The following is a 21,426-nucleotide window of genomic DNA, read 5'->3' as shown; positions in this document are numbered from 1 at the left end:
CTCAGTCCGCCTTTTCGGCGTCGACGAGACCCGCGCCGATCGCGAGCCAGACGAGATGGGCGTCGGTCCGCGCGCCGATCTTCGACTTGATCTGGTAGTGGTAGTTCTGGACGGTCTTGGCGCTGAGATTGAGGAAAGCGGCGATCTCCTCCGTCGTCCGGCCCGAGGCGACGAGACGCAGGATTTCGGTCTCGCGCGGGCCCAGGTCCTCGACGAGGGAGCGCCCCTCTCCCAGCCGCTCGGCTGCGACCTCGCGCGCGATATCGTCGCTGAGCGCCCGGCTGCCGCGCGCGACGATTCCAACCGCCTTGATGAGCGCCGCCGCGTCGCTGCTCTTGGTGACATAGCCCGAAGCGCCCGCCTCGAACGCCTTCAGCGCGAACGTCGAGCCGCTGTACATGGTGAAGACGAGGATGCGCGCGCCCTTGTCCCATTGCCGGATATGGCGGATCGCCTCCAATCCGCCGGCGCCGGGCAGGGAAAGGTCCATGATCACGATGTCGGGGCCGACGTCCCTGTAGGCCCGGTAGGCCGCCGCCGCAGTATCGGCCTCGCCGACGACCTGGAAGCCGGGCTGCCGCTCGAGAAGGCGGCGGTAGCCTTCCCGCACAATGGGGTGATCGTCGACCAGGAGGATGGAAACCGCCGTCATGCCGTCACAAGGCCCGTTGACGCCAACCCGCTCGGCTGTGAGAGCGGAATCCTTGCGGCGATGCGGAGGCCGCCCGCGGCGCGTCCGATCGTGAGGCTCCCGCCCAATGCGGCGATGCGCTCCCGCACCCCCAGGATCCCGTGGCCCGCAGAACCGTTTATGCTTGCCGGAGTCCCGCCGCCGTTGTCCTCAATCGTCAACGAGACTTCCGCGTCCGTGGACGACGCGCGCTCGACGCGAAGAAGAACGTCGCTCGGGCGACCGTGGCGCATGGCGTTGGTCAGGCATTCCTGCGCGATGCGATAGACGCTCGTCGATACCGACTGGGGCAGGGCGGCGAGATTGCCCATGAGGTCCAGATGGACGACGGCCGTCCGCGCCGTCCGCGCGTTCCATCCGGCGACAAGCTGAATGAGGCAAGCCTCCAGACCGAGCTCCTCCAGATCCTGCGACCGAAGGCGCGCCAGGGCCTCCCGCAGCGTCCCCATCATCCGCCTCGCCGCTTTCGAGATGGAGCGCGCGTCCTCGGCGAGATCGGGCCGGTCATGGGCGCCGGCTTCGATGGCCGCGGCGAAGGCCAGAGTGGCCGCGAGGCACTGTCCGAACTCGTCGTGAAGGTCGCGCGCCAGGGCGCGACGCTCCTCTTCCTGGACCTCGAACAGGCGCTTGGTCAGCGCCGTCCGTTCCGCCGCCGTATGGTCGAGCCGCTCGGCGAGATCGTTCACCGCGCGGGCGATGAGGCCGAACTCCGCCGCCTGGCCGTCGTCGATTGGCCGCCGGTAGTTCCCCTTCTCGAGGCGCCGCAGTCCTTCGACGATGGTTTGGGTCGGAGCGAGCGCCCTGGCGATCGCCATGGCGGCGAGGAGGCAGATCGCCATCGCCATGGGCGCGGCGACGCCGAGAACGATCGAGATCTGCCGCCACGCCTGACGGACCGCAGCGTCGGCGTCCGCCGCCGCGACGACGGCGCCGGTCTCGGGCTCCCTGACCGTGAGCCGGCGGGTCACCGAAGTCTCCGGCCCGAAGAGCTCCCGGTAAGCGCCGGCGAACCACTCAGGCGCCGGGGCGCCGACGCCCTCGAGGAGGCTGCATAATTTGCGCGGCTCCTCTCCCGCGGGCGCGAAAGTGATGCAGACGCCGGGAGAGACGAGCTTCAGGGTCGAAAGCGATTCCCAGTTCGGGATCGGAAGCACCTTGTCGCGACGCATGCTTCCGCGCCACAGGATCTCCCGCCAGAAGAGGTTCTCGAGTTCGAAGGCGACGCGCTCGGCTGTCGCCGCAGTCTCGGCCTCGACGGTCTTGTGGGCCTCGATCATGACGAAGCCCGACGTCGCCGTGAGCGTGGCGACGACGATGACGACGAGCTGGGCGATCAGACGAACGATAAGTCGCATGGGCGGCCCTCCGGATACGAACGGCGGAGTCTAACCGGCGAGCCGCCTCCAGCCAACGCGGCAAGCGGTGCATCCGTGAAGTCGGGCAAATTGCCCAAAGAACGTCGCTCAGCCCCCCCTTTGCATCCGGCCGGGCAATTTCCCTGGTCGCATGAGGGCATCTTGCCGTGGGCGAGCGACGCCCGATCCGCTCAACTTTCATGACTGAAACCTGCCGGGAAAGGATTGGTCATGACCGAGTTCGCGTTTGACGATCGCAACATCCGCTGGAAGAGCCTCGACGGCATAGAGCATCTGTCGCTGTCGGTTCTCGACGCCGACGGAAAGAACGGGATCATTCACGTTCTCTTCAAATTCACGGCCAACCAGCGGATCATCCTCCACCGTCATCTGACCCTGAACAAGACGATGACGATCCAGGGCGAACACCGCCTCTATCATCCGGATGGGCGTCTGAAGGAAATCAGGCCGGTTGGGAGCTTCAATGTGGCGCCGCCGTCAAACGATCCACACAGGGAAGGCGGCGGCGATCAGGACGCCATCGTCCTCTTCGCCATCCACGGGGAGGGCGCGCTCTATGAAGCCCTGGACGACGGACTGAACGTTCTCAGGACGCTTACCGCTCAGGATTTCATCGGCCTCCGCGACAGTGAAGAAAGATGAGCGATGACGATCTCCGCCTTTGTCCTCGCCGGCGCGCTCTGCATTTCCATCGCCTTGATTGAAGCGTGGCTACTCGTCGCGCTGCTCGCGACTTCCGGCGGCGCCCTTCACAGGCTCCTTCCGAACAGGACGGACCTCGTCCGCTCCCACATCGACTATCTGATGATGTCGCTTTTCCTGTTCGTCTTCTACGGGCTGTGTCGGGTCACGGGAGCCGCGCCTGCGGGCTGGCTGATCGCGGCGGCGTGCCTCGGAGCCTTTTTCAATCCCTTCGCCTTTCTCGTTCATGCGATGAGGCCGGATTTCAAAGAGGCGCCGCCACCCGTGTTTTTTACGTTGCTGATATCAAGCTGCCTGGCGACGACAATCGGCTTCGCGGCGACCGCCTGGATGGTCACGGCTCGCGTCCTGTTGCAATGACGAGTCTCGTCTCGCGCGGCAGACAGGCGCGTCGTTCCCGAGCGATCGATGCGTGCTGACCCTCGTTGCGAGTATGGCAGGATCGGGCGAAGGCGCGCTGTGACGCAGTGACAGGCGCTGCTTCACAAGATTGCCATAGATGCTGTCACGGTCGCCGGCCTCAAAGCCGCTGCGCCAAACATCGCATCGGCGGTCTCGCTTAGCCCTCAACCTCGATACCAATTGTCCTGCCGTAGCCGGCCATGCTGGCTTTACGCGACTGTGTCGAGCCGCAGATTCACTCGCCCGAGCGCGCCGTAGTCGGCAGAAACGGAGTCTCCCGGGTGAATCTCCAGCGGCTTCATGCAGGCCCCCGTCGTGACAATCTGATCGGCGGCGAGCGTCAGGCCCAAGCCTGACAGGCAATTGGCCAACCATGCCAGCGCGACGCTCGGATCCCCCAGGACATTTTCCCCAATGCCTTCTCGCGTCCAGCTGTCGCCCTGTGCGGTCACGACATGAGCGGTCACAGCATGGCGGCTGAGGTGCAAGTCGCGCCATAGCATCGGCGCTTCCGGCCCGAGCACAAACTGCCCTGTGCAGGCGTTATCGGCGATGAGTTGCGCTTCGCCGGCCTGCTCGAAGACGGCGAAGCGCGAGTCCGGCGCCTCCAGCGCCAGATGCAAAGCGCCGACGGCCGCCATCACTTCCTGCCGGGAGTAGGGCTTTGCGCGCGGAGGCAGATCGCACGCCATACGAAAACAAAATTCCGGCTCAACAACACGCATACGGTTCCCGGCCAGCGACAGCGTCGCGCCGTCGCCAAAGACCTGGCCCGACAAAAGGCGGCCGGCGAGCGGGCCTGACACGCGAATATGCGCCTGTCCGGCGAGGCTTGTCGCTGCGATCTTCCAGCCGACCACCTCGCGTCCGGCGACGATCGGCAGCTGCGCCTGCACCGCGTAACCTTCGAGAGCGGTTCTCGGACGTGAAGCGACGGGTAATTCAACGAGCGTTTCGCCAGCGCGCCAGAGCGCCCAGATCAATCGCGCCGCCTCGGCGGCGTTTTCAGCAGAATAGTCTGTCATGATTCGGCGTCGGGAAGCGATCGGCTGTGCGGACTCGCCGGACCGTTCCGACGTTCAAATGCAATTTTCCGCCGTTTTTTGACCCGTGACAAGGCTGCAGCGCGTCGAGGGCGGCCAGAACGTCGGCTTCGCAGCGGCCGCGAGAGGACAGGGCGAAGGCGGCGAGGCCAGCTGCGGCGACCGCAGATCGCAGCGAGACAGAATTGTTATAGGCTAGTGCGCCGTGGGATTTTCTCCGGCGAGCCGCCTTAGCCGCGCTTCCTCGAGGTCGAGTTCGGCCTCGACCGCGTGAAGCGTCGTGTCATGCACATTGCCGAGCTGGTGGAGGCGCAGCAGCTCGGCCCGCGCCCGCGCGACGGCGGCGATCGCCATGTCGAAATGCGCTCGTCGCATCTCGCTCACCGCCTCGTCATTCTCGTCATTCGCGCGATAGACAAAGACGCGCCGGCGATATTCCTCCATCAGCCTGGGATGCAGGTGTCGGCCTTCCGCGTCCACCTCGGCCGCGATCAGGTCGAGCGCGGCGGCGTAGATCTTCTCGCGCGCCGCGTGGTCTCCGAGATGGTCGTAAGGCCCCACAGGCGGCGCGCTCGGCTTCAACCATCGCACCAGCGTCCCCAACGTCCCGCCCTGCAGCAGCACCGTGACCGAGATGACGACGAAAGTCGTCAGCACGATGAAGCTGTGGCCCGGGAAATCCAATGGCAGCGCGAGGGCGGCGGCGAGGCTCACCACGCCGCGCATCCCGGCCCAGCCGATGAGGACGGGGATAGCGGCGGGCGGGGAGGGATCATGCGCGCGAAGCGACGGTATGAGCAGGCGCGGCAGGTAGGTCGCCGGGAAGACCCAGATGAAGCGCGCGAGAATGACGGCGGCGGTCACGATGAGCGCCTTCGGCAGGGCTGAAGTCAGCGCCGGTCCGAAGCCGCCAAGTTCATCGACGACCTTTCGCAAAGCGAGGCCTATGAGGATGAAGACCATCGCCTCCATCACGAAGACGGCCGAGCGCCACACGGCCTGCGCCTCCATCCGGCTTTGTGCGTCGAGAATGGCGTGCTGCGCCCAGCCCATGAGCAGGCCGCAGGCGACGACCGCGAGCACGCCGGAGACATGCAGCGCCTCGGCGACGACATAAGTCACCCAGGCGATGAGGAAGCTCGCGAGAATGACGAGCTGCGTGTCGCGCAGCCTCTTGAACGCGATGTTCACCAGATAGCCGGCGACAAGGCCGACGGCGACGCCGCCGAGAGACAGCCGGGCGAAGAGGATCGCCGCCTCGTCCCAGTTGAAGACGCCCGTCAGCGCCGCCGCCGCGGCGATGCGATAGAGCATCAGGCCGGAAGCGTCGTTGACGAGGCTCTCGCCCTCCAAAATCGTCACGAGCCGCGCCGGCACCGGGAGGCGCGCCAGCACCGCCTTGGCCGCCACGGCGTCGGGGGGCGAGACGATGGCGCCGAGGCAGAAGCCGACGGCCAGAGGCAGGGACGGCAGCAAAGCGTGGACGACGAACCCGACCACGAGCGTCGTGAAGATCACCGCGCCGATGGCGAGCATCAGGATGGGGCGGAGATTCGCCCGGAAATCCCGCCAGACGGTGAAATAGGCGCTCGACTGCAAGAGCGGCGGCAGGAACAGCACGAGGATGAAATCGGGGTCGATTTCGAAAGGCAGCCGCGCCGGGGCGAAGGAGAGCGCCATGCCGCCGATGACGTAAGCGGCGGCCGGCGGCATGTTGAGCCGCCGCGCGACGAGCGAAAGGGCGAGCGCGGCGGTAAGCAGCGCGAGCAGTATGGCGAAGGGGGCGTGGCCGGCCATGTCGTCTCACAGGCGGGGAGAGGGCGTCGCCAGCCTAGAGCAGAAGCGGCGCCAAGTTAAAGGCGTCAGACGCTGAGGGAGCCCGCCTGCGTCGCCGCCGCGCGCAGCGCCGCGACATTGGCCGCATATTGCGAGGGCCCGCCGCGAAAAGCCGCCGAGCCCGCGACAAGCGCGTCGGCGCCCGCCTCGACGATCGCCGTGGCGGTTTCCGGCGTCACGCCGCCATCGACTTCGAGATGGATGGGACGCCGCCCGATCATCTCGCGGATGGCGCGGATCTTGTCGAGCTGCGACGTGATGAAGCTCTGCCCGCCAAATCCCGGATTGACGCTCATGACGAGGATGAGATCGACCTCGTCCAGCACATATTGCAGGCAGCTCTCATGCGTCGCGGGATTGAGCGACACGCCCGCCTTCTTCCCTCTCGCGCGGATGGCCTGCAGGGAGCGATGGAGATGCGGCCCGCCCTCGGCGTGGACGGTGATGATGTCGGCGCCCGCGTCGGCGAAGGCGCCGATATAAGGGTCGATGGGCGAAATCATCAGATGCACGTCGAGCGGCAGACCGGTGTGCGGGCGCAGCGCCGCGACGATCCCCGGCCCGAAGGTGATGTTGGGCACGAAATGCCCGTCCATGACGTCGAGGTGAATCCAGTCGGCGCCCGTCGCCGCCATGGCGCGAGTCTCCTCGCCGAGCTTCGCGAAATCGGCGGAGAGGATGGAGGGGGCGATGATGGTCACGGGCGGTCTCGCGAGGTGGGCGTCCCCGCTAGATAAACGGCGGACCCGCCTGCATCAACCGGCTCAGATCGAATGGCCGCGTTTGCGCAGCTCGGCTTTCATCTCCTCCATGAAGCGCACGCTCAAGCGCTTGCCCCAGGAGACCGACGCCTCATGCATCTCGGCGCGGATCTGCGGCTGCTGCGCAAAATATTTCGCGCCTGCCGGCGTCGCCTGGAAGGCGGATTTGGCCGCGTCATCCTTGGGGCCGGTCTCATAGATGTCGATCGCCTGAAGCTCCGCCAGCGAGAAGCGTCGCGAATAAGTCTGGGTGAGAGCCGACTTGAGTTCAGCGATCATCGGCTCCGACCGCTTTTCGACGACGGCTCTCGCCGCCGAGGCCTCCGCGGCGCTGTCCGGCCAGAGCGCGACCATCTGCTGTTCGACCGCGGCCGCGATCGCCGGAAGATTGGCCCGCACCTTCTCGGCGACGCCCATGTCCTCGATGAGATATTGCGCAGCGGTGAGACTGTCCCGCGCTTCGACGCGTTTGGACTTGGCGGCGAAACAGCCGGAAAGGGACAAGGCGGCGCAGAAAAGGACAATAAAACGCATGATCGGCCTCTATGAAAATCAGGGACGGCATCATCGCAGCGTCGTCCTGAGAGAGCGTTAGAGGCCGCGCGTCGCTTGATGCGAGCGTTAATGAAGCGTGCTGAAAGCAGCTCGAATAAAAAAGCCTCCCCGCGCGCGGGGAGGCCCTTAGAAGCCGGCCGTGGAAGCGGATTACTCCGCCGCCTGCTTCGTCGCGAACTTCGGATCGAGCGCGCCGGACGCATAGCGCTTCGCCATTTCCGCCATCGGAATCGGCTTGATCTTCGAGGCCTGGCCGGCCGTGCCGAATTCCTCGTAGCGCTGCTTGCAGACCTTCACCATCGCTTCCTGCGCGGGCTTCAGATATTTGCGCGGGTCGAACTCGCCCTTGTGCTTGCCGAGCGTCGCGCGGATGGCGGCGGTCATGGCGATGCGGCAGTCGGTGTCGATGTTGATCTTGCGCACGCCGAACTTGATGCCGCGCTGAATCTCCTCGACCGGCACGCCCCAGGTCTGGGGCATCTCGCCGCCGGCCGCGTTGAACGCGTCCTGCAGATCCTGCGGCACGGAAGACGAGCCGTGCATCACGAGATGGGTGTTGGGCAGGCGGCGATTGATCTCCTCGATGACATGCATCGCGAGAATGGCGCCGTCCGGCTTGCGGGAAAATTTATAGGCGCCGTGCGAGGTGCCCATGGCGATGGCGAGCGCGTCCACCTTGGTCGCCGCGACGAAGTCCACGGCCTGCGCCGGGTCGGTCAGGAGCTGGTCGTGCGAGAGCTTGCCCTCGGCGCCGTGGCCGTCTTCCTTCTCGCCTTCGCCCGTCTCCAGCGAGCCGAGCACGCCGAGTTCGCCCTCGACCGAGGCGCCGACCCAATGGGCGAGATCGACGACGCGGCGCGTCACGTCGACATTGTATTGATAATCCGCGGGCGTCTTGCCGTCGGCCTTGAGCGAGCCGTCCATCATGACGGACGAGAAGCCGAAGCGGATCGCGCTGGCGCAGGTCGCTTCGCTGTTGCCGTGGTCCTGATGCATCACGATCGGGATGTCGGGATACATGGCGATGAGCGCCTCGATCATCTTGGCGAGCATGATGTCGTTGGCGTAGCTGCGCGCGCCGCGCGAGGCCTGGATGATGACCGGCGCGTCGACCGAGGAGGCCGCCTCGAGCACGGCGAGGCCCTGCTCCATGTTATTGATGTTGAAGGCGGGCACGCCATAGTCGTGCTCGGCGGCGTGGTCGAGAAGCTGTCGCAGCGTGATCAGGGCCATTGGGAAGATTCTCCCTTTTTGGGGCGGTTGCCGAATAGCGGGACTTTTGGGGTTATCTACAGCGTACCAGAAATGAGGGCCAGTCGGGCCCGTGGGCGAAGCCTATGCCACAGGCCGGTTTAGCGCGCGTAAAGGTCCGGAGGAACAAGCCAGCAACGCGGCCGCGGCCTTCAGCGCCTCTCCGGCGGCAGGCCGACATGGCTTTCGAGGCGGCGCAGGCGCTCCTCGAATTCGCTCAGAAGGGCGCCGTGGCCGACGGCGGACGAGTGATACTCGATCACGGCGCGGCGCAGGCCGGTTATCTGGTCGCCGAGGCGCTTTTCGAGGGTTATCATGTCGGAGGCGACATCGGCGCGAAGCGAATTAATTTGGGAGCCAAGCTCGGCTTCCATAGTCATCATTCTCGCCTCGACGGCGTCCACTTTCTTATCGATCTTGCGCAGCAGCGCCTTTGTCAGGTTTTCGGGCTCGTCGGTCAACGCAGCGTCCATATTGCAAAATGCCCCGGCCCTATGGCGGGGTTGGGGCATTCTAGCACATTCCCCGCGGTTCGGCCCCCGCTGCGCCGCCCGAGCCCGCTCAGGCGCCGGTCTTGCCCAGAAGCGTGGACGCAGCCTCGGCCACCGCCTGGGCCGTGATGCCGAAATGCTTGTAGAGTTCCGCCGCCGGGGCGCTGGCGCCGAAGCCGGCCATGCCGATGAAGACGCTGTTTTCGCCGAGCCAGCGGTCCCAGCCGAGGCGCGCCGCCGCCTCGACGCCGATGCGCGGGCCCTTGCCCAGCACTTTGGCGCGGTAGTCGGCCGGCTGAGCCTCGAAAAGCTCCCAGCAGGGCATGGAGACGACGGCCGCCTTGACGCCCTTGGCCGCCAGCGCGTCGGCGCCGGCGAGCGCGATCTCGACCTCCGAGCCCGTGGCGAGGATCGTCACGTCGCGGCCGCCTGCCGGCTCGCGCAGCACATAGGCGCCCTTGGCCGAGAGGTTCTCGGAGACGGGACGCTCCAGCGTCGGCAGGTTCTGGCGCGAGAGGCTGAGGATGGAGGGCGTCGCCTTCTGCGCGACGGCCAATTCCCAGCACTCCGCCGTCTCGATGGCGTCGGCCGGACGGAAGACGAGAAGGTTCGGCATGGCGCGAAGCGACGCCAGATGCTCGATCGGCTGATGCGTCGGGCCGTCTTCGCCGAGACCGATGGAGTCGTGGGTCAGCACGTAAATGACGCGCAGGCCCATCAGCGCCGAAAGGCGGATCGCCGCCGCGCGCATAGTCGGAGAAGACGAGGAAGGTGCCGCCATAGGGCACGAAGCCGCCATGCAGGGCGATGCCGTTCATCGCCGCCGCCATGCCGAATTCGCGCACGCCGTAATGGATGTAGCGGCCCGAGAAGTCGCCGGGCCGCACAGAGCCCATGCCCTTGGTGATGGTGAAGTTGGAATGCGTCAGATCCGCCGACCCGCCGATGGTGGCGCCCGTCGCGGCGTTGATGACGCCGAGCGTCATCTCGGACGATTTGCGCGTCGCGACCTTGGGCTTTTCGGCGGCGAGCGTCGCGCGGAATTCGGCGAGCGGGCCGGCGATCTCCTTCGCGACGTCGTTCGTCAGGAACGTCTCGAAGGCGCGGCCCTTGGGCGAGGCGGCGCGGCGCTTCTCCCAGGCTTCGCGAGCGTTCGCGCCCCGGCTGCCGGCGGCGCGCCACGCGGCGAGGACCGGCTCCGGCACTTCAAAGGGCGTATGCGGCCAGTCGAGCGTCGCGCGGGCGGCCTCGATTTCGGCGGCGCCGAGCGGCGCGCCATGGACCGATTCCTTGCCCTGCTTGCCGGGGGCGCCATAGCCGATCACGGTGCGGCAGGCGATCATGGAGGGGCGCGGATCGGCCTTGGCGGCCTCGATCGCCTTGGCGACGGCCTCCTGGTCATGGCCGTCCACACGCTGCGTGTGCCAGCCGGCGGCCTCGAAGCGGGCGCACTGGTCCGTGGAAGTCGAAAGGTCGGTCGGCCCGTCAATTGAAATGGAATTGTCGTCCCAGAGGACGATCATGCGCGAGAGCTTCAGGTGGCCGGCGAGGTCGATCGCCTCATGCGAGAGGCCCTCCATCAGGCAGCCGTCGCCCGCGATGACATAGGTGTTGTGGTCGACGAGGTCGTCGCCGAAGCGCGACGCGGAAAGACGCTCCGCGATCGCCATGCCGACGGCCGTCGCGAGGCCCTGTCCGAGCGGGCCGGTCGTCGTCTCGACGCCGGGCGCGTGGCCAAATTCGGGGTGGCCGGCGGTGGGGGCGCCGAACTGGCGGAAATTCTCGAGGTCGGCTTTGCTCATGCCCGGATAGCCAAGCAGGTAGTGCAGGGCGTAGAGCAGCATGGAGCCGTGGCCGGCGGAGAGCACGAAACGGTCGCGGTCGGGCCAGTCGGGGCGGCTCGCGTCGAACTTCATGAAGCGCTGGAAGAGCACGGTCGCGACGTCGGCCATGCCCATCGGCATGCCGGGATGACCGGACTTGGCCTTTTCGACGGCGTCCATGGCGAGCGCGCGGATGGCGTTTGCGCAAAGGCGCGCGTCAACTTTTGCTTCTGACATTTCTTAGTTCTTTCAAGTCGCGCTCTTTCGGCGCCTGACGAGTTCGAGGATCCTCGGCGTGAGGATGAGTTGCATCGCGAGATCGAGCTTGTTGCCCGGAATGACGATGGAATTGGCGCGCGACATCCAGCTGCCGGCGATCATGGCGACGAGATAGGGAAAGTCCACGCCGCGCGGGTCGCGAAAGCGGATCACGACGATGGATTCGTCGGGGGTGGGGATCGAGCGCGCGACGAAGGGGTTCGAGGTGTCGACCGTCGGCGCGCGCTGGAAGTTGATGTCCGTCTCGGAGAATTGCGGGCAGATGTAGTGCACGTAGTCGTGCATGCGGCGCAGGATCGTCTCCGTCACGGCCTCGGTGGTGTAGCCGCGCGCCTGACGGTCGCGATGGAGCTTCTGCGTCCATTCGAGATTGATGACGGGGACCACGCCGATCTTGAGGTCGGCGTAGCGCGCGACATTGACCTCGTCCGTCACGACCGCCCCGTGCAGGCCCTCATAGAACAGGACGTCCGTATTGGGCGGCAGCTCCTCCCAGTCGGTGAAGCTGCCGGGCGGCACGCCAAGCTGTGCGGCCTCGTTCTCGTCATGGGCGTAGTGGCGGTAGCGGCCGGAGCCGGTCTCGCCATATTCGCGGAAGAGATTTTCGAGCTCCGGCAGGAGATTGGCGTCGGGTCCGAAATGGCTGAAGTGATACTTGCCGCTCCCTAAGGCCTCGGCCATCCGGGCTTTCATTTCCTCGCGGTCGTAGCGATGGAAGCTGTCGCCCTCGACATAGGCGACCTCGATGCGCTCGCGGCGAAAAATCTGTTCGAAAGTCGCCTTGACGGAACTCGTGCCGGCCCCCGAGGAGCCGGTGATCGAGATGATGGGGTGTTTGACCGACATGGGCGCGCTACCCAGTGAGTTCCTTTACGAGCCGACGGCGACCCGGCCCGCAGGCTCCCCGCGCAGGGCTTGTCGCATGGCGGCCCGGCAAAGAAAAGGCTTTTGACGTTGCGGATGGGGCGCTGGGGCCTGCCCGGAGGGGCGGTCTGGGCGCGGGGCCGGACCGCCTTGGACGGAAAAATCGCGGCCCCGTGACAAGCGCTTGACTTGGCGTGGGCGCGCGACCTATATCGCTCCCGTCTCAGAAAGGCCGCGTCAAGACGGTCCGGGGCGGAGTAGCTCAGTTGGCCAGAGCAGGGGAATCATAATCCCTGTGTCGGGGGTTCGAATCCCTCCTCCGCTACCATCGATCCTCCAAATTTGTTCCAGAACGCGGCCGCCAGTTCCTTGGCTTCCGCCTTTATCGGATTCGCGCGCAAGCGACAGATCGTCTTGGGCCCATCGGCCTGCAGCCTCGGAGCCCTCTATGGACGCGCGCCCTCATCGTTCCGGTTCGGACGATATGGCGGGAGGGCCGCTTCACCACGGCGGGGAGCCGGGGCCAAAAAGCGATCGAAGCGGGTTTGTCGTGGCGCTTCTCGCCGTTGTGGCGGTCGCCGCAGGCGCCGCGGCCGCCGGCGCGATGGTTTATCTCCTCGGCGGGGGGATGGCGTTTCTGATGCGGGCCGCCGCCCGCGCCGAGGGATGGACGGCTCTCCTCGCGGTCCTCGTCTTCGTGGGCACCTACGCCGTCATCGCCATCGGCAAGCTGCCGGGCTTCCAGCTCGACCGCGCGGGAGCGGCGCTACTTGGGGCGAGCCTCATGGTGGGCGTGGGGATCCTGTCCCTCGAAGACGCCTACCGCGCCATCGACTTCGACACGATCACGCTTCTCCTCGGGATGATGATCGTCGTCGCCAATCTCCGCCTCTCGGGCTTCTTTCGTCTCGTCAGCGATTTCGTGGTTGCGCGTGCGCGGCATCCCTTCCCGCTGCTCGTCGCGGTGGTGATGGTCTCGGGCCTGCTCTCGGCCTTCCTCGTCAACGACACGATCTGCCTCGTCATGACGCCGCTCGTGCTGGAGCTCGTCCGGCGCCTCGGGCGTGACCCCACGCCTTATGTCATGGCCATTCCGATGGCCTCGAATGTCGGCAGCGTCGCGACGATCACGGGCAATCCGCAGAACATGATGATCGGCGCCTTCTCGCATCTTCCCTACAGCGCATTCGCCGGCGCCCTCTGGCCCGTGGCGCTGGTCGGGCTGCTGCTGACGACGCTGTTCATCGCCTTCGCCTATCGCGGCGATTTCCTCTCGGGCGCGCCGCTCCCGAAGATCGCGGCCCCGCAGAGGCGCTATCACCGCTCGCTCGTCCTCAAGGCCGTGACAGTGACCGTCGTGATGATGGGCTTCTTTTTCGCAGGCCAGCCTGTGGCCAAGGTCGCCATTGTCGGCGGCGCCTTCCTGCTGCTCACGCGCAAGGTCAAATCCGACAAGGTCTACCGCGAGATCGACTGGCCGTTGCTGCTCATGTTCGTCGGGCTGTTCGTCGTCGTCGCGGGACTCGAAAGGGCGGTCGTCACCCCCGATCTCGTGAAGGCTGTCGGCCGGCTGGATCTCGGCGCCCCGGCGATCCTCTCGGCGGTCACCGCGCTGCTGTCCAACATTGTCAGCAACGTTCCCGCGGTTCTGGTGCTGAAGCCCTTCATCTCCGGCCTCGACGATCCGCAGCGCGCCTGGCTCGTCGTCGCCATGGCCTCGACGCTCGCCGGCAACTTCACGCTCGTCGGCTCGGTCGCCAATCTGATCGTCGCGCAGAGAGCCAGGGCCGAGGGCGTCGAACTCGGCTTCCGGGCCTATTTCAGGATCGGGGCTCCATTGACGGTCGCGACCATCCTCTTCGGGGTCTGGTGGCTGTAGCCCTGCGCGCGGAGGCGCCCCTTCGCTTCCGATGCGCCGCCGCGACGAACGCCCATGGTCAAGGCGGCCCGAAGCTCCGCAGGCGCTCGCGACTTTTGACGGAACCGCCGGACGGACCGCCTGTTATCTCGAAATGCACCGACGCGCGGCGACGCGTCTTCACTTTTTCGAGAGCGACTGAGCCATGAGCGCGACCGTCGGCGACTTCTTCGTCCACAGGCTCTATGAATGGGGCGTGCGACGCATCTTCGGCTACCCCGGCGACGGCATCAACGGCGTGCTCGGCGCCTTGCAGCGCGCGAAGGAGAAGATCGACTTCGTACAGGTGCGGCACGAGGAGATGGCCGCGTTCATGGCCACCGCGCACGCCAAGTTCACGGGCGAACTCGGCGTCTGTCTCTCCACCGGCGGTCCGGGCGCGGCGCATCTCCTGACCGGGCTTTACGACGCGAAATGCGACCATGCGCCGGTGCTGGCGATCACAGGGCAGGCGCCGCGCACGGCGAGGGGCGCGCATTACCAGCAGGAGCTCAATCTCGACCGCATGTTCTCCGATGTCGCGGCCTTCGTGCAGGAGGCGGAGACGCCCTCGCAAGTGCGCATGCTGGCCGATCGCGCAATCCGCATCGCCAAGGCGCAAAACGCGGTTTCGGTGATCGTGCTGCCCGGCGACCTGCAGGATCTCGACTATGAGGAGCCGCCGCGAAAGCATGGCGCCGTTCAGACGGGCGTCGGCTATTCGCGCCCCTTGGTCGTGCCCGGCTATGACGACATGCGCCGTGCGGCGAAGGTTCTCAATGAAGGCGAAAAAGTCGCGATGCTGATCGGCGCCGGCGCGCTCGGGGCCCGCGAGGAAGTCATCGCCGTCGCCGAGAAGCTGAAGGCCGGCGTCGCCAAGGCGCTGCTCGGCAAAGCCGCTGCGCCCGACACGGTGTCATGGGTCACGGGCTCGATCGGCCTCCTCGGCACGAAGCCGAGCTACGACATGATGATGGAATGCGACACCCTGCTGATGGTCGGGTCGGGCTTTCCCTATTCGGAGTTTCTGCCGCAGGAAGGAAAGGCGCGCGGCGTGCAGATCGACGTGGACGCCTCGATGCTCAGCATGCGCTTTCCGATGGAGGTCAATCTCCATGGCGACGCGGCCGTCACCTTGCGCGAATTGCTGCCGTTGCTGGAGGAGAAGACGGATCATCGCTGGCGCGACAGGATCGAAAACAACGTCTCCGACTGGTGGAAGACTCTCGAGAGCCGAGCGCACGCGCCGGCCAACCCCATCAATCCGCAACTCGTCACCTGGGAGTTGTCGCCGCGCCTGCCCGACGACGCGATCCTCACCTGCGATTCCGGCTCCTGCGCGAACTGGTACGCGCGGGACATCAAGATACGCGGCGAGATGATGTGTTCCCTCTCGGGCGGCCTTGCGTCGATGGGCGCCGCCGTGCCTTACGCCATCGCCGCCAAATTCGCGCATCCTGGAAGGCCCGTGATCGCGCTTGTCGGCGACGGCGCCATGCAGATGAACAATATGGCCGAGCTGATCACCGTCTCGAAATATTGGCGCGACTGGGAAAGTCCGAAATGGATCTGCTGCGTCTTCAACAATGAAGACCTCAATCAGGTGACGTGGGAACAGCGCGTCATGCAGGGCAATCCGAAGTTCGAGGCGACGCAGGACATTCCCGACGTGCCCTATCACAGCTTTGCGGAACTGATCGGGCTCAAGGGGATCTTCGTCGACGATCCAAATGATCTCGCGAGCGCATGGGACGAGGCGCTGTCTTGCGACCGGCCCGTGGTGCTGGAGGTGAAAACCGACCCTGAAGTGCCGCCGCTGCCGTCGCATATCTCCTTTGAGCAGGCGCGCAAATTCGCGGCGACGCTGGTGAAGGGCGACCCCGACGAAGGCGCGCTCATCGTCGGCGCGGCGAGGCAGGTTTTCGCGCCCCTTCTGCCGGGGCAGGAATGAAATCGAAGCCGCTGCCCGCCGCGGTCGGCGCTCTCGTGCTTGGCGCCGTCGTGGCGGCGCCAGGACGAAGCGCGTCGCGGCAGGCGCCGGCGAATCTGCAGGAACCTCGCGCGACGCCGTCGAGCGAGGCGCGCAAACTCGACGGCGCCGCCGCCCTTCTCGCCGCCAGCGTTCTCGCCGACAGCGCCATGGAGCATTATCGGGGCTCGTTTGAAAATCCTGGAATGTTCGCGCCGCTCATCAGTGCGACGCTCGCACTCGTCGCGGGCGTCGAAGGCGCCACGACCGGGGCGGCGGGTTCGCAAAAAATTTCGCAAGAGCGCGTTCCGTCTCTCCATCGGCGTCGGCGCCGCGGGTCTTGCCTTCCACGTCTACAACGTCTTCAAACGGCCCGGCGGGCTGAGCTGGCTGAACCTGTTTTACGGCGCGCCCATCGGCGCCCCTGCCGCGCTGGCCCTTGCGGGCCTCGTCGGGGAGGCGGGCGAACGCGTCGCGGATCAGCCGCGCGCCCCGCGCCTCTTCGGCTTGCCGGCCGGCCGCGCGCTCGCGGGACTGATGAGTTTCGCGCTGGCGGGAACCGTTGCGGAAGCCGCGCTCTTTCATTTCCGCGGCGCCTTTCAGGATCCCTTCATGTGGGCGCCGGTGACGCTTCCCCCCGTCGCCGCGGGGCTTCTGGCGAAAGCGGCGGTTGAGCAGCCGGGAAAATCCCACCCGCTCCTTCGCTTCTGGCTGCGCCTGACCGCTCTTCTTGGCGTTATCGGGATGGGCTTCCATGCCTACGGGATTTCCCGCGCCATGGGCGGCTGGCGCAATTGGAGCCAGAACGTGCTCGACGGCCCGCCTCTGCCCGCGCCGCCGAGCTTCTCCGCTTTGTCTCTCGCCGCTCTGCCGGCGTTGTCGCTCATCGAAAAGGAAGCCGATGACAAGCGAGAAGAAGGCGCTCGCCCCCTACGCGGATTATGACGTCCTCGCCAAATGGGAGACGCCGTCATTTGACGACGTGACGCGGGGCGTCCTGTCGCAACGATTGAGCGACGTTCCGGAGCGGCGCTTTTTTTCGCAAGAGGAATTGGCCTTGCTCACCGCGGTTGTGGAACGACTCGCCCCATTCTTCTCGGCTTTGCCGGCCTCGCTGATCGCGCTTTGGATCGATGATTGCGTCGAACGCAATTTGGGCGAAGGTTTCCGCAATGAAGGCGCGCCGCCTCTTCGGGAAAGCTGGCGGAATGGGCTGACGGCGATAGACGGCGAAGCGCGCGGGAGGTTTTCATCGTCCTTTGCGGCGTTGAAGCCGGAGGAGCGCGACTTGACGCTACGCGCGATACAGTCCGGCAAGGTCGACGCCGCGTTGTGGCGGGGGCTGGATCCCGCGTCCTTCTTCACCGACACGCTGCTGAAGACGATCGCCGGTCTCGTCTATGCGCATCCCTCCGCGTGGAACGACATTGGCTTTGGCGGCCCGGCAAGCCCGCGCGGCTATGTGCGTCTCGGTTTCGACGAACGCGATCCGTGGGAGGCGAAGGCGCGAGGATGAGCGTCGAGCGACCCCGCGCCAAAAATGGCCGCGCGCCCGACGTCTTCACGCCGGGCGGCTGGACGCCGATGCGCGACTATCCGGAATCCGAGCCCGTCGATTTTCTCATCATCGGCGCCGGCGCGGGAGGCGCGACGCTCGGCTGTAGGCTCGCTGAAAGAGGCTTCTCGGTCGTCATTATCGAAGCCGGTCCCTTCTGGCGGCCGCTCGACGACTTCGCATCCGACGAACTGGCGCAGCAGGTGCTTTACTGGACGGACGACCGCATTATCGGCGGCGACGATCCCATCGCGCTCGGCGGCAATAATTCCGGGCGGGGCGTCGGCGGCTCGACGGTGCATTACAGCATGATCGCGCTGCGCTTCCGTCCCGAATGGTTCAAATGCAAAAGCGCGCTCGGCTATGGCTTCGACTGGCCGATCTCTTACGAAGAAATCTCGCCTTATTACGAGGAGGTCGAGGAGGCGCTCAAAGTCGCTGGTCCCGTGAACTATCCCTGGGGGCCGCCGCGCCGCCGCTATCCTTACCGGCCCCACGAGGTGAACGCCGCCGGGCTCGTCCTCGCGCGCGGCGCCGAGAAGCTTGGCATAGAATGGGCCGCGACGCCGCTCACGACAGTTTCGGCGCCGCGCGGGAAATCGCCGCCCTGCGTCTATCGGGGCTTTTGCAATTATGGCTGCTCCACCAACGCCAAGCAGAGCGCGCTGACCGTGTGGACGCCACGCGCGCTTCGCGCCGGCGCCGAAATACGCGATCTCGCCATGGCGGGGCGAATCGAACTCGACGCCCAGGGTTGCGCGCGCGGCGCCGAGTATTTTCGCGAAGGCGCGTGGCGCTTCCAGCCGGCGCGCAATGTCGTCCTCGCGGGCTATGCGATCGAGACGCCGCGTCTTCTGCTGAATTCGGCGTGTCCGCTTTTCCCGAATGGACTCGCCAACAGCTCCGGCCTCGTCGGCACGCACCTCACGACCCATGCCGGCCCCGGCGCCTGGGCGACGTTCGACGAGGAAATCCGCTGGTACAAGGGACCGCCGAACATGGCGGTCACGGAGCACTGGAATTATACGGACGAAGGCAAGGATTTCGTCGGCGGCTACGCCTTCATGAGCCAGGGACCTCTCCCCATGGCCTGGGCGCAGACGCTCGCGACAACGCGCGGCCTGTGGGGCGAGTCGCTCAAGGCCGAGATGCGCAAATATAACCATGTTGCAGGTTTCGTCCCCGTCGGCGAAACGGAGCCGCGCCCGCAAAACCGCGTGGAAGTCGCCGACGAGAAGGATCGCTTCGGCCTGCCCATCGCCAAAGTGATCTTTTCCTATTCGGAAAACGACAAGCGTCTGCAGCGCCACGCCCTGCGTTTCATGAGTGACATTCTCACGGCGGCCGGAGGCTACGACATCTGGACGAACGACAAGGATACGAGCCATTTGCTCGGCACATGCCGCATGGGCGCTAGCCCCGAAACAAGCGTCGTCGACGCCGATGGGCGAAGCTGGGACATTCCCAATCTCTGGATCTGCGACGGGTCAATCTTTCCCACCTGCGGCGGCGTCAATCCGTCTCTGACGATACAGGCGCTCGCCTGCCGCGCGGCCGATCGGATATCGCGACTGGCGGTCGCGCGAGAGATTTAACGGGTGAGGAAAGAGGCGTCCAATTCCCTTACGGAAGAGGCGCCCAAAAGGCCGAGATCGCGGTCGATCTCCTCCCGCATGATGTCGATCGCGCGGGTAACGCCGCTCTCGCCCGCCGCTGCCAGCCCATAAAGCGTCGCGCGGCCGAGCAAGACGGCGTTCGCCCCGAGCGCCAGCGCCTTAAGTATATCCGTTCCACGCCTCATCCCGCCATCGACGATGAGCGTGAACTGGCTCCCGACGCGCCGCCGCGCTTCAGGAAGAACGTCGAGGCTCGAAATCGTCCAGTCGAGCTGCCGGCCGCCATGGTTCGACAGAACGACGCCGTCGGCGCCGATCCGCTGCGCGCGCTCGACATCGTCGACATTGAGGATTCCCTTGATGAGAAATTTCCGGGGCCAGAGCGTCCGCAGTCGCGCCGCTTCGTCCCAGTCGAGCGAATGATCCATATTCGCGCGAATCCAGAAGGCGCTGTCGAAGAAGCCGCGCTTGTCTTCAGGGACATAATCGACGTCGTTCGCAAAGGAGGGCATGCCGCCGCTCAGCGTCGTGGCGATCCAGTGCGGATGCCGCGCGCTCTCGAGAATCGAGGCAATGGTCAACCGGCCAGGATGCGTGAAGCGCCGCTGCTCCCATTCCCGGTCGCCGTAGAACTGCGCGTCGACGGTGAGGACGAGCGCTTCGCAGCCGGCCTGTTCTGCGCGCGCAATGAGCGCCTCTCGGATGCGCCGCTCGCCGAAAACATAAAGCTGCCACCAATGCCTTAAGCTCGGAACGGCCGCGACCTCCTCAATCGGATCGTTGGACATGGTGCTCTGCGCAAAGGGAACGCCCGCCTGTGCGGCGGCGCGCGCGAGGAGCACGTCCGCCTTCCGCCAGAAAAGGCCATTGAGCCCGGTCGGCGCGATGGCGAAGGGCAGGGGCATGTCGCGGCCGAAGAGAGTGACGCTCTCATCCCGCCGCGACACGTCCTTGAGGGCGCGCGCCACCAGGCGCCAGCTCGCGAGCGCGGCGAGATTGCGCGAGAGCGTCGCCTCCTCTTCGGCGCCGCCTTCGAGATATTCGACCGCGAAAGCCGGCAGGCGGCGATGCGCCATGGCGCGCAGATCGGCGATCGTCCGCGCGCGTTCGAGCTTGGCCCCCGCATAGAGGCGCCGCGCCGGCGTTCCCATTTGCGTTGCGGGCGCCGGGTCGAGCCGCGCGGCGGTCGCATCGGCTTCAACGGCGTCCTCTCGGTGCGGATATCTCAGCGGGAAGCGCATGGCGGTCACCCATCGTCGAAGAGCGAAGCGGGAACTCCCTTCACGCCTGGCCGTATGTGAAACAGAGCGCCGGCGAGGGGCTCGCTTTCGGGCGAGACGCCATGCGCCGCGGTCGTGACGTAGAGCGTTTCACAATCCGGGCCGCCGAATGCGCACATGGTCGGTTGGCTGACGGGCAGGGGGATCTCGCGGTCCAATCGGCCGTCGGGCGCAAAGCGGAGGATGCGCGCGCCGCCATAGAGGGCGCACCAATAGAATCCGTCCGCATCGATCGTCGCGCCGTCCGGCGTTCCCTCGCGTTGTTCGAAGCGCGCAAAGACGCGTTGCGAGTAAAGCGCGGCGCTGTCGAGATCGAAATCGAACGCCCAGATCGTTCGCCGGTCGCTGTCCGAGAAATACATCGTGCGCGAATCTGGGCTCCACGCCAGGCCATTGGCGATTGCGGCGCAGGCGCGCCTTTCCGCAAGGCGTCCTCCTGAGAAGACGCGCAGCGGCTGGGCCGCATCGGCCTTCGGGGCGGTCCCATCTGGCGCCCGAAGCGGCTCGTGCTTCGTTCCCACCCAGAAGCGGCCGCGTGCGTCGCATTTCGCTTCGTTGAAGCGATGCCGCAAGGGATTGTAAGGCGCGGCGCGGAGCAAGTCGAAGCGGCCGCTTTTCAGGTCGATCCTCGCGAGCCCCATGCGCAGCGCCGCGAGAACGGCGCCGCTGCGGCAGAGCGCCATGCCCCCGATCGCGCAGGGCATTTCCCACCAGTCGTGCGCGTCTGTCTCCGGCTGGAAGCGATGGATGGCGGGCTGTTCGATATCGATCCAGTAAAGCGCCCGCTCGCTTTCGCTCCAAATCGGATTTTCCCCCGTGCGGGCGCGCGTCGCGAGGGCAGGCGTCACTCCGGCATTCGAAGGCGCAACCATTGGAATCCTTCTTTGACGCTGCGATCCCCCCGAAGAGAACGAAGGGTTCGAGGCGCTGTTCCCACGGAAAAGGACGCCGGCAGGATGGAAAATGGGCCGCGACGCAGTTAGCTTGAGGCGCCGGCGCGCTGCGCAGGCCCATTTTGCGCCGCTTGAGGATATG

Annotated in this window: 18 protein-coding genes, 1 tRNA gene and 1 pseudogene; 8 read left to right on the top strand and 12 right to left on the bottom strand. The window is 66.0% G+C overall.

Annotation, left to right across the window (positions count from 1 at the left end):
- Nucleotide 1 precedes the first annotated feature (1 nt).
- Together ACPFMJ_RS11625 and ACPFMJ_RS11620 are read right to left on the bottom strand one after the other, a co-directional pair.
- On the bottom strand, nt 2-652 hold the full coding sequence (locus ACPFMJ_RS11625; protein WP_424360179.1) for a response regulator: 651 nt from the start codon (nt 650-652) through the stop codon (nt 2-4).
- Nucleotides 649-2,046 carry a HAMP domain-containing sensor histidine kinase gene (locus ACPFMJ_RS11620; protein ID WP_424360178.1) on the bottom strand — a complete coding sequence of 466 codons (1,398 nt, stop codon included), beginning with the start codon at nt 2,044-2,046 and terminating at the stop codon, nt 649-651. Before ACPFMJ_RS11620 ends, ACPFMJ_RS11625 begins: the two co-directional genes overlap by 4 nt.
- A 231-nt stretch (nt 2,047-2,277) precedes the next feature.
- Between ACPFMJ_RS11620 and ACPFMJ_RS11615 the strand changes: the two genes are divergently transcribed.
- Together ACPFMJ_RS11615 and ACPFMJ_RS11610 are read left to right on the top strand one after the other, a co-directional pair.
- Complete coding sequence (locus tag ACPFMJ_RS11615) at nt 2,278-2,709, top strand: regulator (RefSeq protein ID WP_424360177.1); 432 nt, start codon at nt 2,278-2,280, stop codon at nt 2,707-2,709.
- 3 nt (nt 2,710-2,712) lie between these two features.
- A complete protein-coding gene (locus tag ACPFMJ_RS11610; RefSeq protein WP_424360176.1) occupies nt 2,713-3,129 on the top strand; it encodes a hypothetical protein in 417 nt (138 codons plus the stop codon).
- A gap of 251 nt (nt 3,130-3,380) precedes the next feature.
- Here ACPFMJ_RS11610 and ACPFMJ_RS11605 read toward each other — a convergent pair whose 3' ends face one another.
- The 8 genes and pseudogenes from ACPFMJ_RS11605 to ACPFMJ_RS11570 all read right to left on the bottom strand — a co-directional run bounded on the left by ACPFMJ_RS11605 (nt 3,381) and on the right by ACPFMJ_RS11570 (nt 12,056).
- Nucleotides 3,381-4,154, bottom strand: coding sequence for a 2-keto-4-pentenoate hydratase (locus tag ACPFMJ_RS11605; protein ID WP_424360175.1), 774 nt, complete (start codon nt 4,152-4,154; stop codon nt 3,381-3,383).
- Nucleotides 4,155-4,409: 255 nt separating this feature from the next.
- Nucleotides 4,410-6,011: a Na+/H+ antiporter gene (locus tag ACPFMJ_RS11600; protein WP_424360174.1), complete on the bottom strand. Its 1,602-nt coding sequence runs from the start codon at nt 6,009-6,011 to the stop codon at nt 4,410-4,412.
- Between the two features lie 65 nt (nt 6,012-6,076).
- Entirely contained in the window at nt 6,077-6,751 is a 675-nt protein-coding gene (rpe, locus tag ACPFMJ_RS11595; protein ID WP_424360173.1) for a ribulose-phosphate 3-epimerase, read from the bottom strand.
- Between the two features lie 63 nt (nt 6,752-6,814).
- Nucleotides 6,815-7,345, bottom strand: a complete 531-nt coding sequence (locus ACPFMJ_RS11590) for a DUF2059 domain-containing protein (protein ID WP_424360172.1) — start codon at nt 7,343-7,345, stop codon at nt 6,815-6,817.
- Between the two features lie 171 nt (nt 7,346-7,516).
- Nucleotides 7,517-8,599 carry a class II fructose-bisphosphate aldolase gene (gene fba / locus ACPFMJ_RS11585; protein ID WP_424360171.1) on the bottom strand — a complete coding sequence of 361 codons (1,083 nt, stop codon included), beginning with the start codon at nt 8,597-8,599 and terminating at the stop codon, nt 7,517-7,519.
- Between the two features lie 170 nt (nt 8,600-8,769).
- Entirely contained in the window at nt 8,770-9,078 is a 309-nt protein-coding gene (locus ACPFMJ_RS11580) for a hypothetical protein (protein ID WP_424360170.1), read from the bottom strand.
- Between the two features lie 100 nt (nt 9,079-9,178).
- Nucleotides 9,179-11,168: pseudogene (gene tkt / locus ACPFMJ_RS11575) on the bottom strand (transketolase).
- Between the two features lie 12 nt (nt 11,169-11,180).
- A complete protein-coding gene (locus tag ACPFMJ_RS11570; RefSeq protein ID WP_424360169.1) occupies nt 11,181-12,056 on the bottom strand; it encodes a phosphoribulokinase in 876 nt (291 codons plus the stop codon).
- Between the two features lie 269 nt (nt 12,057-12,325).
- Here ACPFMJ_RS11570 and ACPFMJ_RS11565 point away from each other — a divergent pair.
- The 6 genes from ACPFMJ_RS11565 (at nt 12,326) to ACPFMJ_RS11540 (ending at nt 19,090) form a co-directional block, all read left to right on the top strand.
- Nucleotides 12,326-12,402, top strand: a tRNA-Met gene (locus ACPFMJ_RS11565).
- A gap of 312 nt (nt 12,403-12,714) precedes the next feature.
- Nucleotides 12,715-13,953 carry an SLC13 family permease gene (locus ACPFMJ_RS11560; RefSeq protein ID WP_424363849.1) on the top strand — a complete coding sequence of 413 codons (1,239 nt, stop codon included), beginning with the start codon at nt 12,715-12,717 and terminating at the stop codon, nt 13,951-13,953.
- Between the two features lie 184 nt (nt 13,954-14,137).
- Entirely contained in the window at nt 14,138-15,922 is a 1,785-nt protein-coding gene (locus tag ACPFMJ_RS11555) for a thiamine pyrophosphate-requiring protein (protein ID WP_424360168.1), read from the top strand.
- A gap of 243 nt (nt 15,923-16,165) precedes the next feature.
- Nucleotides 16,166-16,885, top strand: a complete 720-nt coding sequence (locus tag ACPFMJ_RS11550) for a hypothetical protein (protein ID WP_424360167.1) — start codon at nt 16,166-16,168, stop codon at nt 16,883-16,885.
- The gene (locus ACPFMJ_RS11545) at nt 16,842-17,456 is read left to right on the top strand and encodes a gluconate 2-dehydrogenase subunit 3 family protein (RefSeq protein WP_424360166.1); all 615 of its coding nucleotides are present in this window, start codon (nt 16,842-16,844) and stop codon (nt 17,454-17,456) included. The genes ACPFMJ_RS11550 and ACPFMJ_RS11545 overlap by 44 nt, the downstream gene beginning before the upstream one ends.
- Nucleotides 17,453-19,090, top strand: a complete 1,638-nt coding sequence (locus ACPFMJ_RS11540; RefSeq protein ID WP_424360165.1) for a GMC family oxidoreductase — start codon at nt 17,453-17,455, stop codon at nt 19,088-19,090. The genes ACPFMJ_RS11545 and ACPFMJ_RS11540 overlap by 4 nt, the downstream gene beginning before the upstream one ends.
- Here the strand turns inward: ACPFMJ_RS11540 and ACPFMJ_RS11535 are convergent.
- Together ACPFMJ_RS11535 and ACPFMJ_RS11530 are read right to left on the bottom strand one after the other, a co-directional pair.
- Nucleotides 19,087-20,352 carry an alpha-hydroxy acid oxidase gene (locus tag ACPFMJ_RS11535; RefSeq protein WP_424360164.1) on the bottom strand — a complete coding sequence of 422 codons (1,266 nt, stop codon included), beginning with the start codon at nt 20,350-20,352 and terminating at the stop codon, nt 19,087-19,089. The genes ACPFMJ_RS11540 and ACPFMJ_RS11535 overlap by 4 nt on opposite strands.
- A gap of 5 nt (nt 20,353-20,357) precedes the next feature.
- Nucleotides 20,358-21,263, bottom strand: coding sequence for an SMP-30/gluconolactonase/LRE family protein (locus ACPFMJ_RS11530; protein ID WP_424360163.1), 906 nt, complete (start codon nt 21,261-21,263; stop codon nt 20,358-20,360).
- Nucleotides 21,264-21,426 lie beyond the last annotated feature (163 nt).

The sequence above is a fragment of the Methylocystis parvus genome, from assembly GCF_049675845.1.
Lineage (GTDB): Bacteria > Pseudomonadota > Alphaproteobacteria > Rhizobiales > Beijerinckiaceae > Methylocystis > Methylocystis parvus_A.
Note: the sequence above shows the minus strand (reverse complement) of the source record. Positions and strands in the feature narration are given on the sequence as shown.

Excerpts from the sequence above, each read along its gene's own strand:
- ACPFMJ_RS11570 (WP_424360169.1), bottom strand. The coding sequence starts at position 12,056 with ATGTCGGTCAAACACCCCATCATCTCGATCACCGGCTCCTCGGGGGCC.
- ACPFMJ_RS11555 (WP_424360168.1), top strand. The coding sequence starts at position 14,138 with ATGAGCGCGACCGTCGGCGACTTCTTCGTCCACAGGCTCTATGAATGG.
- ACPFMJ_RS11560 (WP_424363849.1), top strand. The coding sequence starts at position 12,715 with ATGCGGGCCGCCGCCCGCGCCGAGGGATGGACGGCTCTCCTCGCGGTC.
- ACPFMJ_RS11530 (WP_424360163.1), bottom strand. The coding sequence starts at position 21,263 with ATGGTTGCGCCTTCGAATGCCGGAGTGACGCCTGCCCTCGCGACGCGC.
- ACPFMJ_RS11610 (WP_424360176.1), top strand. The coding sequence starts at position 2,713 with ATGACGATCTCCGCCTTTGTCCTCGCCGGCGCGCTCTGCATTTCCATC.
- fba (WP_424360171.1), bottom strand. The coding sequence starts at position 8,599 with ATGGCCCTGATCACGCTGCGACAGCTTCTCGACCACGCCGCCGAGCAC.
- ACPFMJ_RS11540 (WP_424360165.1), top strand. The coding sequence starts at position 17,453 with ATGAGCGTCGAGCGACCCCGCGCCAAAAATGGCCGCGCGCCCGACGTC.
- ACPFMJ_RS11625 (WP_424360179.1), bottom strand. The coding sequence starts at position 652 with ATGACGGCGGTTTCCATCCTCCTGGTCGACGATCACCCCATTGTGCGG.
- ACPFMJ_RS11545 (WP_424360166.1), top strand. The coding sequence starts at position 16,842 with ATGACAAGCGAGAAGAAGGCGCTCGCCCCCTACGCGGATTATGACGTC.
- ACPFMJ_RS11620 (WP_424360178.1), bottom strand. The coding sequence starts at position 2,046 with ATGCGACTTATCGTTCGTCTGATCGCCCAGCTCGTCGTCATCGTCGTC.
- ACPFMJ_RS11535 (WP_424360164.1), bottom strand. The coding sequence starts at position 20,352 with ATGCGCTTCCCGCTGAGATATCCGCACCGAGAGGACGCCGTTGAAGCC.
- ACPFMJ_RS11615 (WP_424360177.1), top strand. The coding sequence starts at position 2,278 with ATGACCGAGTTCGCGTTTGACGATCGCAACATCCGCTGGAAGAGCCTC.
- ACPFMJ_RS11590 (WP_424360172.1), bottom strand. The coding sequence starts at position 7,345 with ATGCGTTTTATTGTCCTTTTCTGCGCCGCCTTGTCCCTTTCCGGCTGT.
- ACPFMJ_RS11600 (WP_424360174.1), bottom strand. The coding sequence starts at position 6,011 with ATGGCCGGCCACGCCCCCTTCGCCATACTGCTCGCGCTGCTTACCGCC.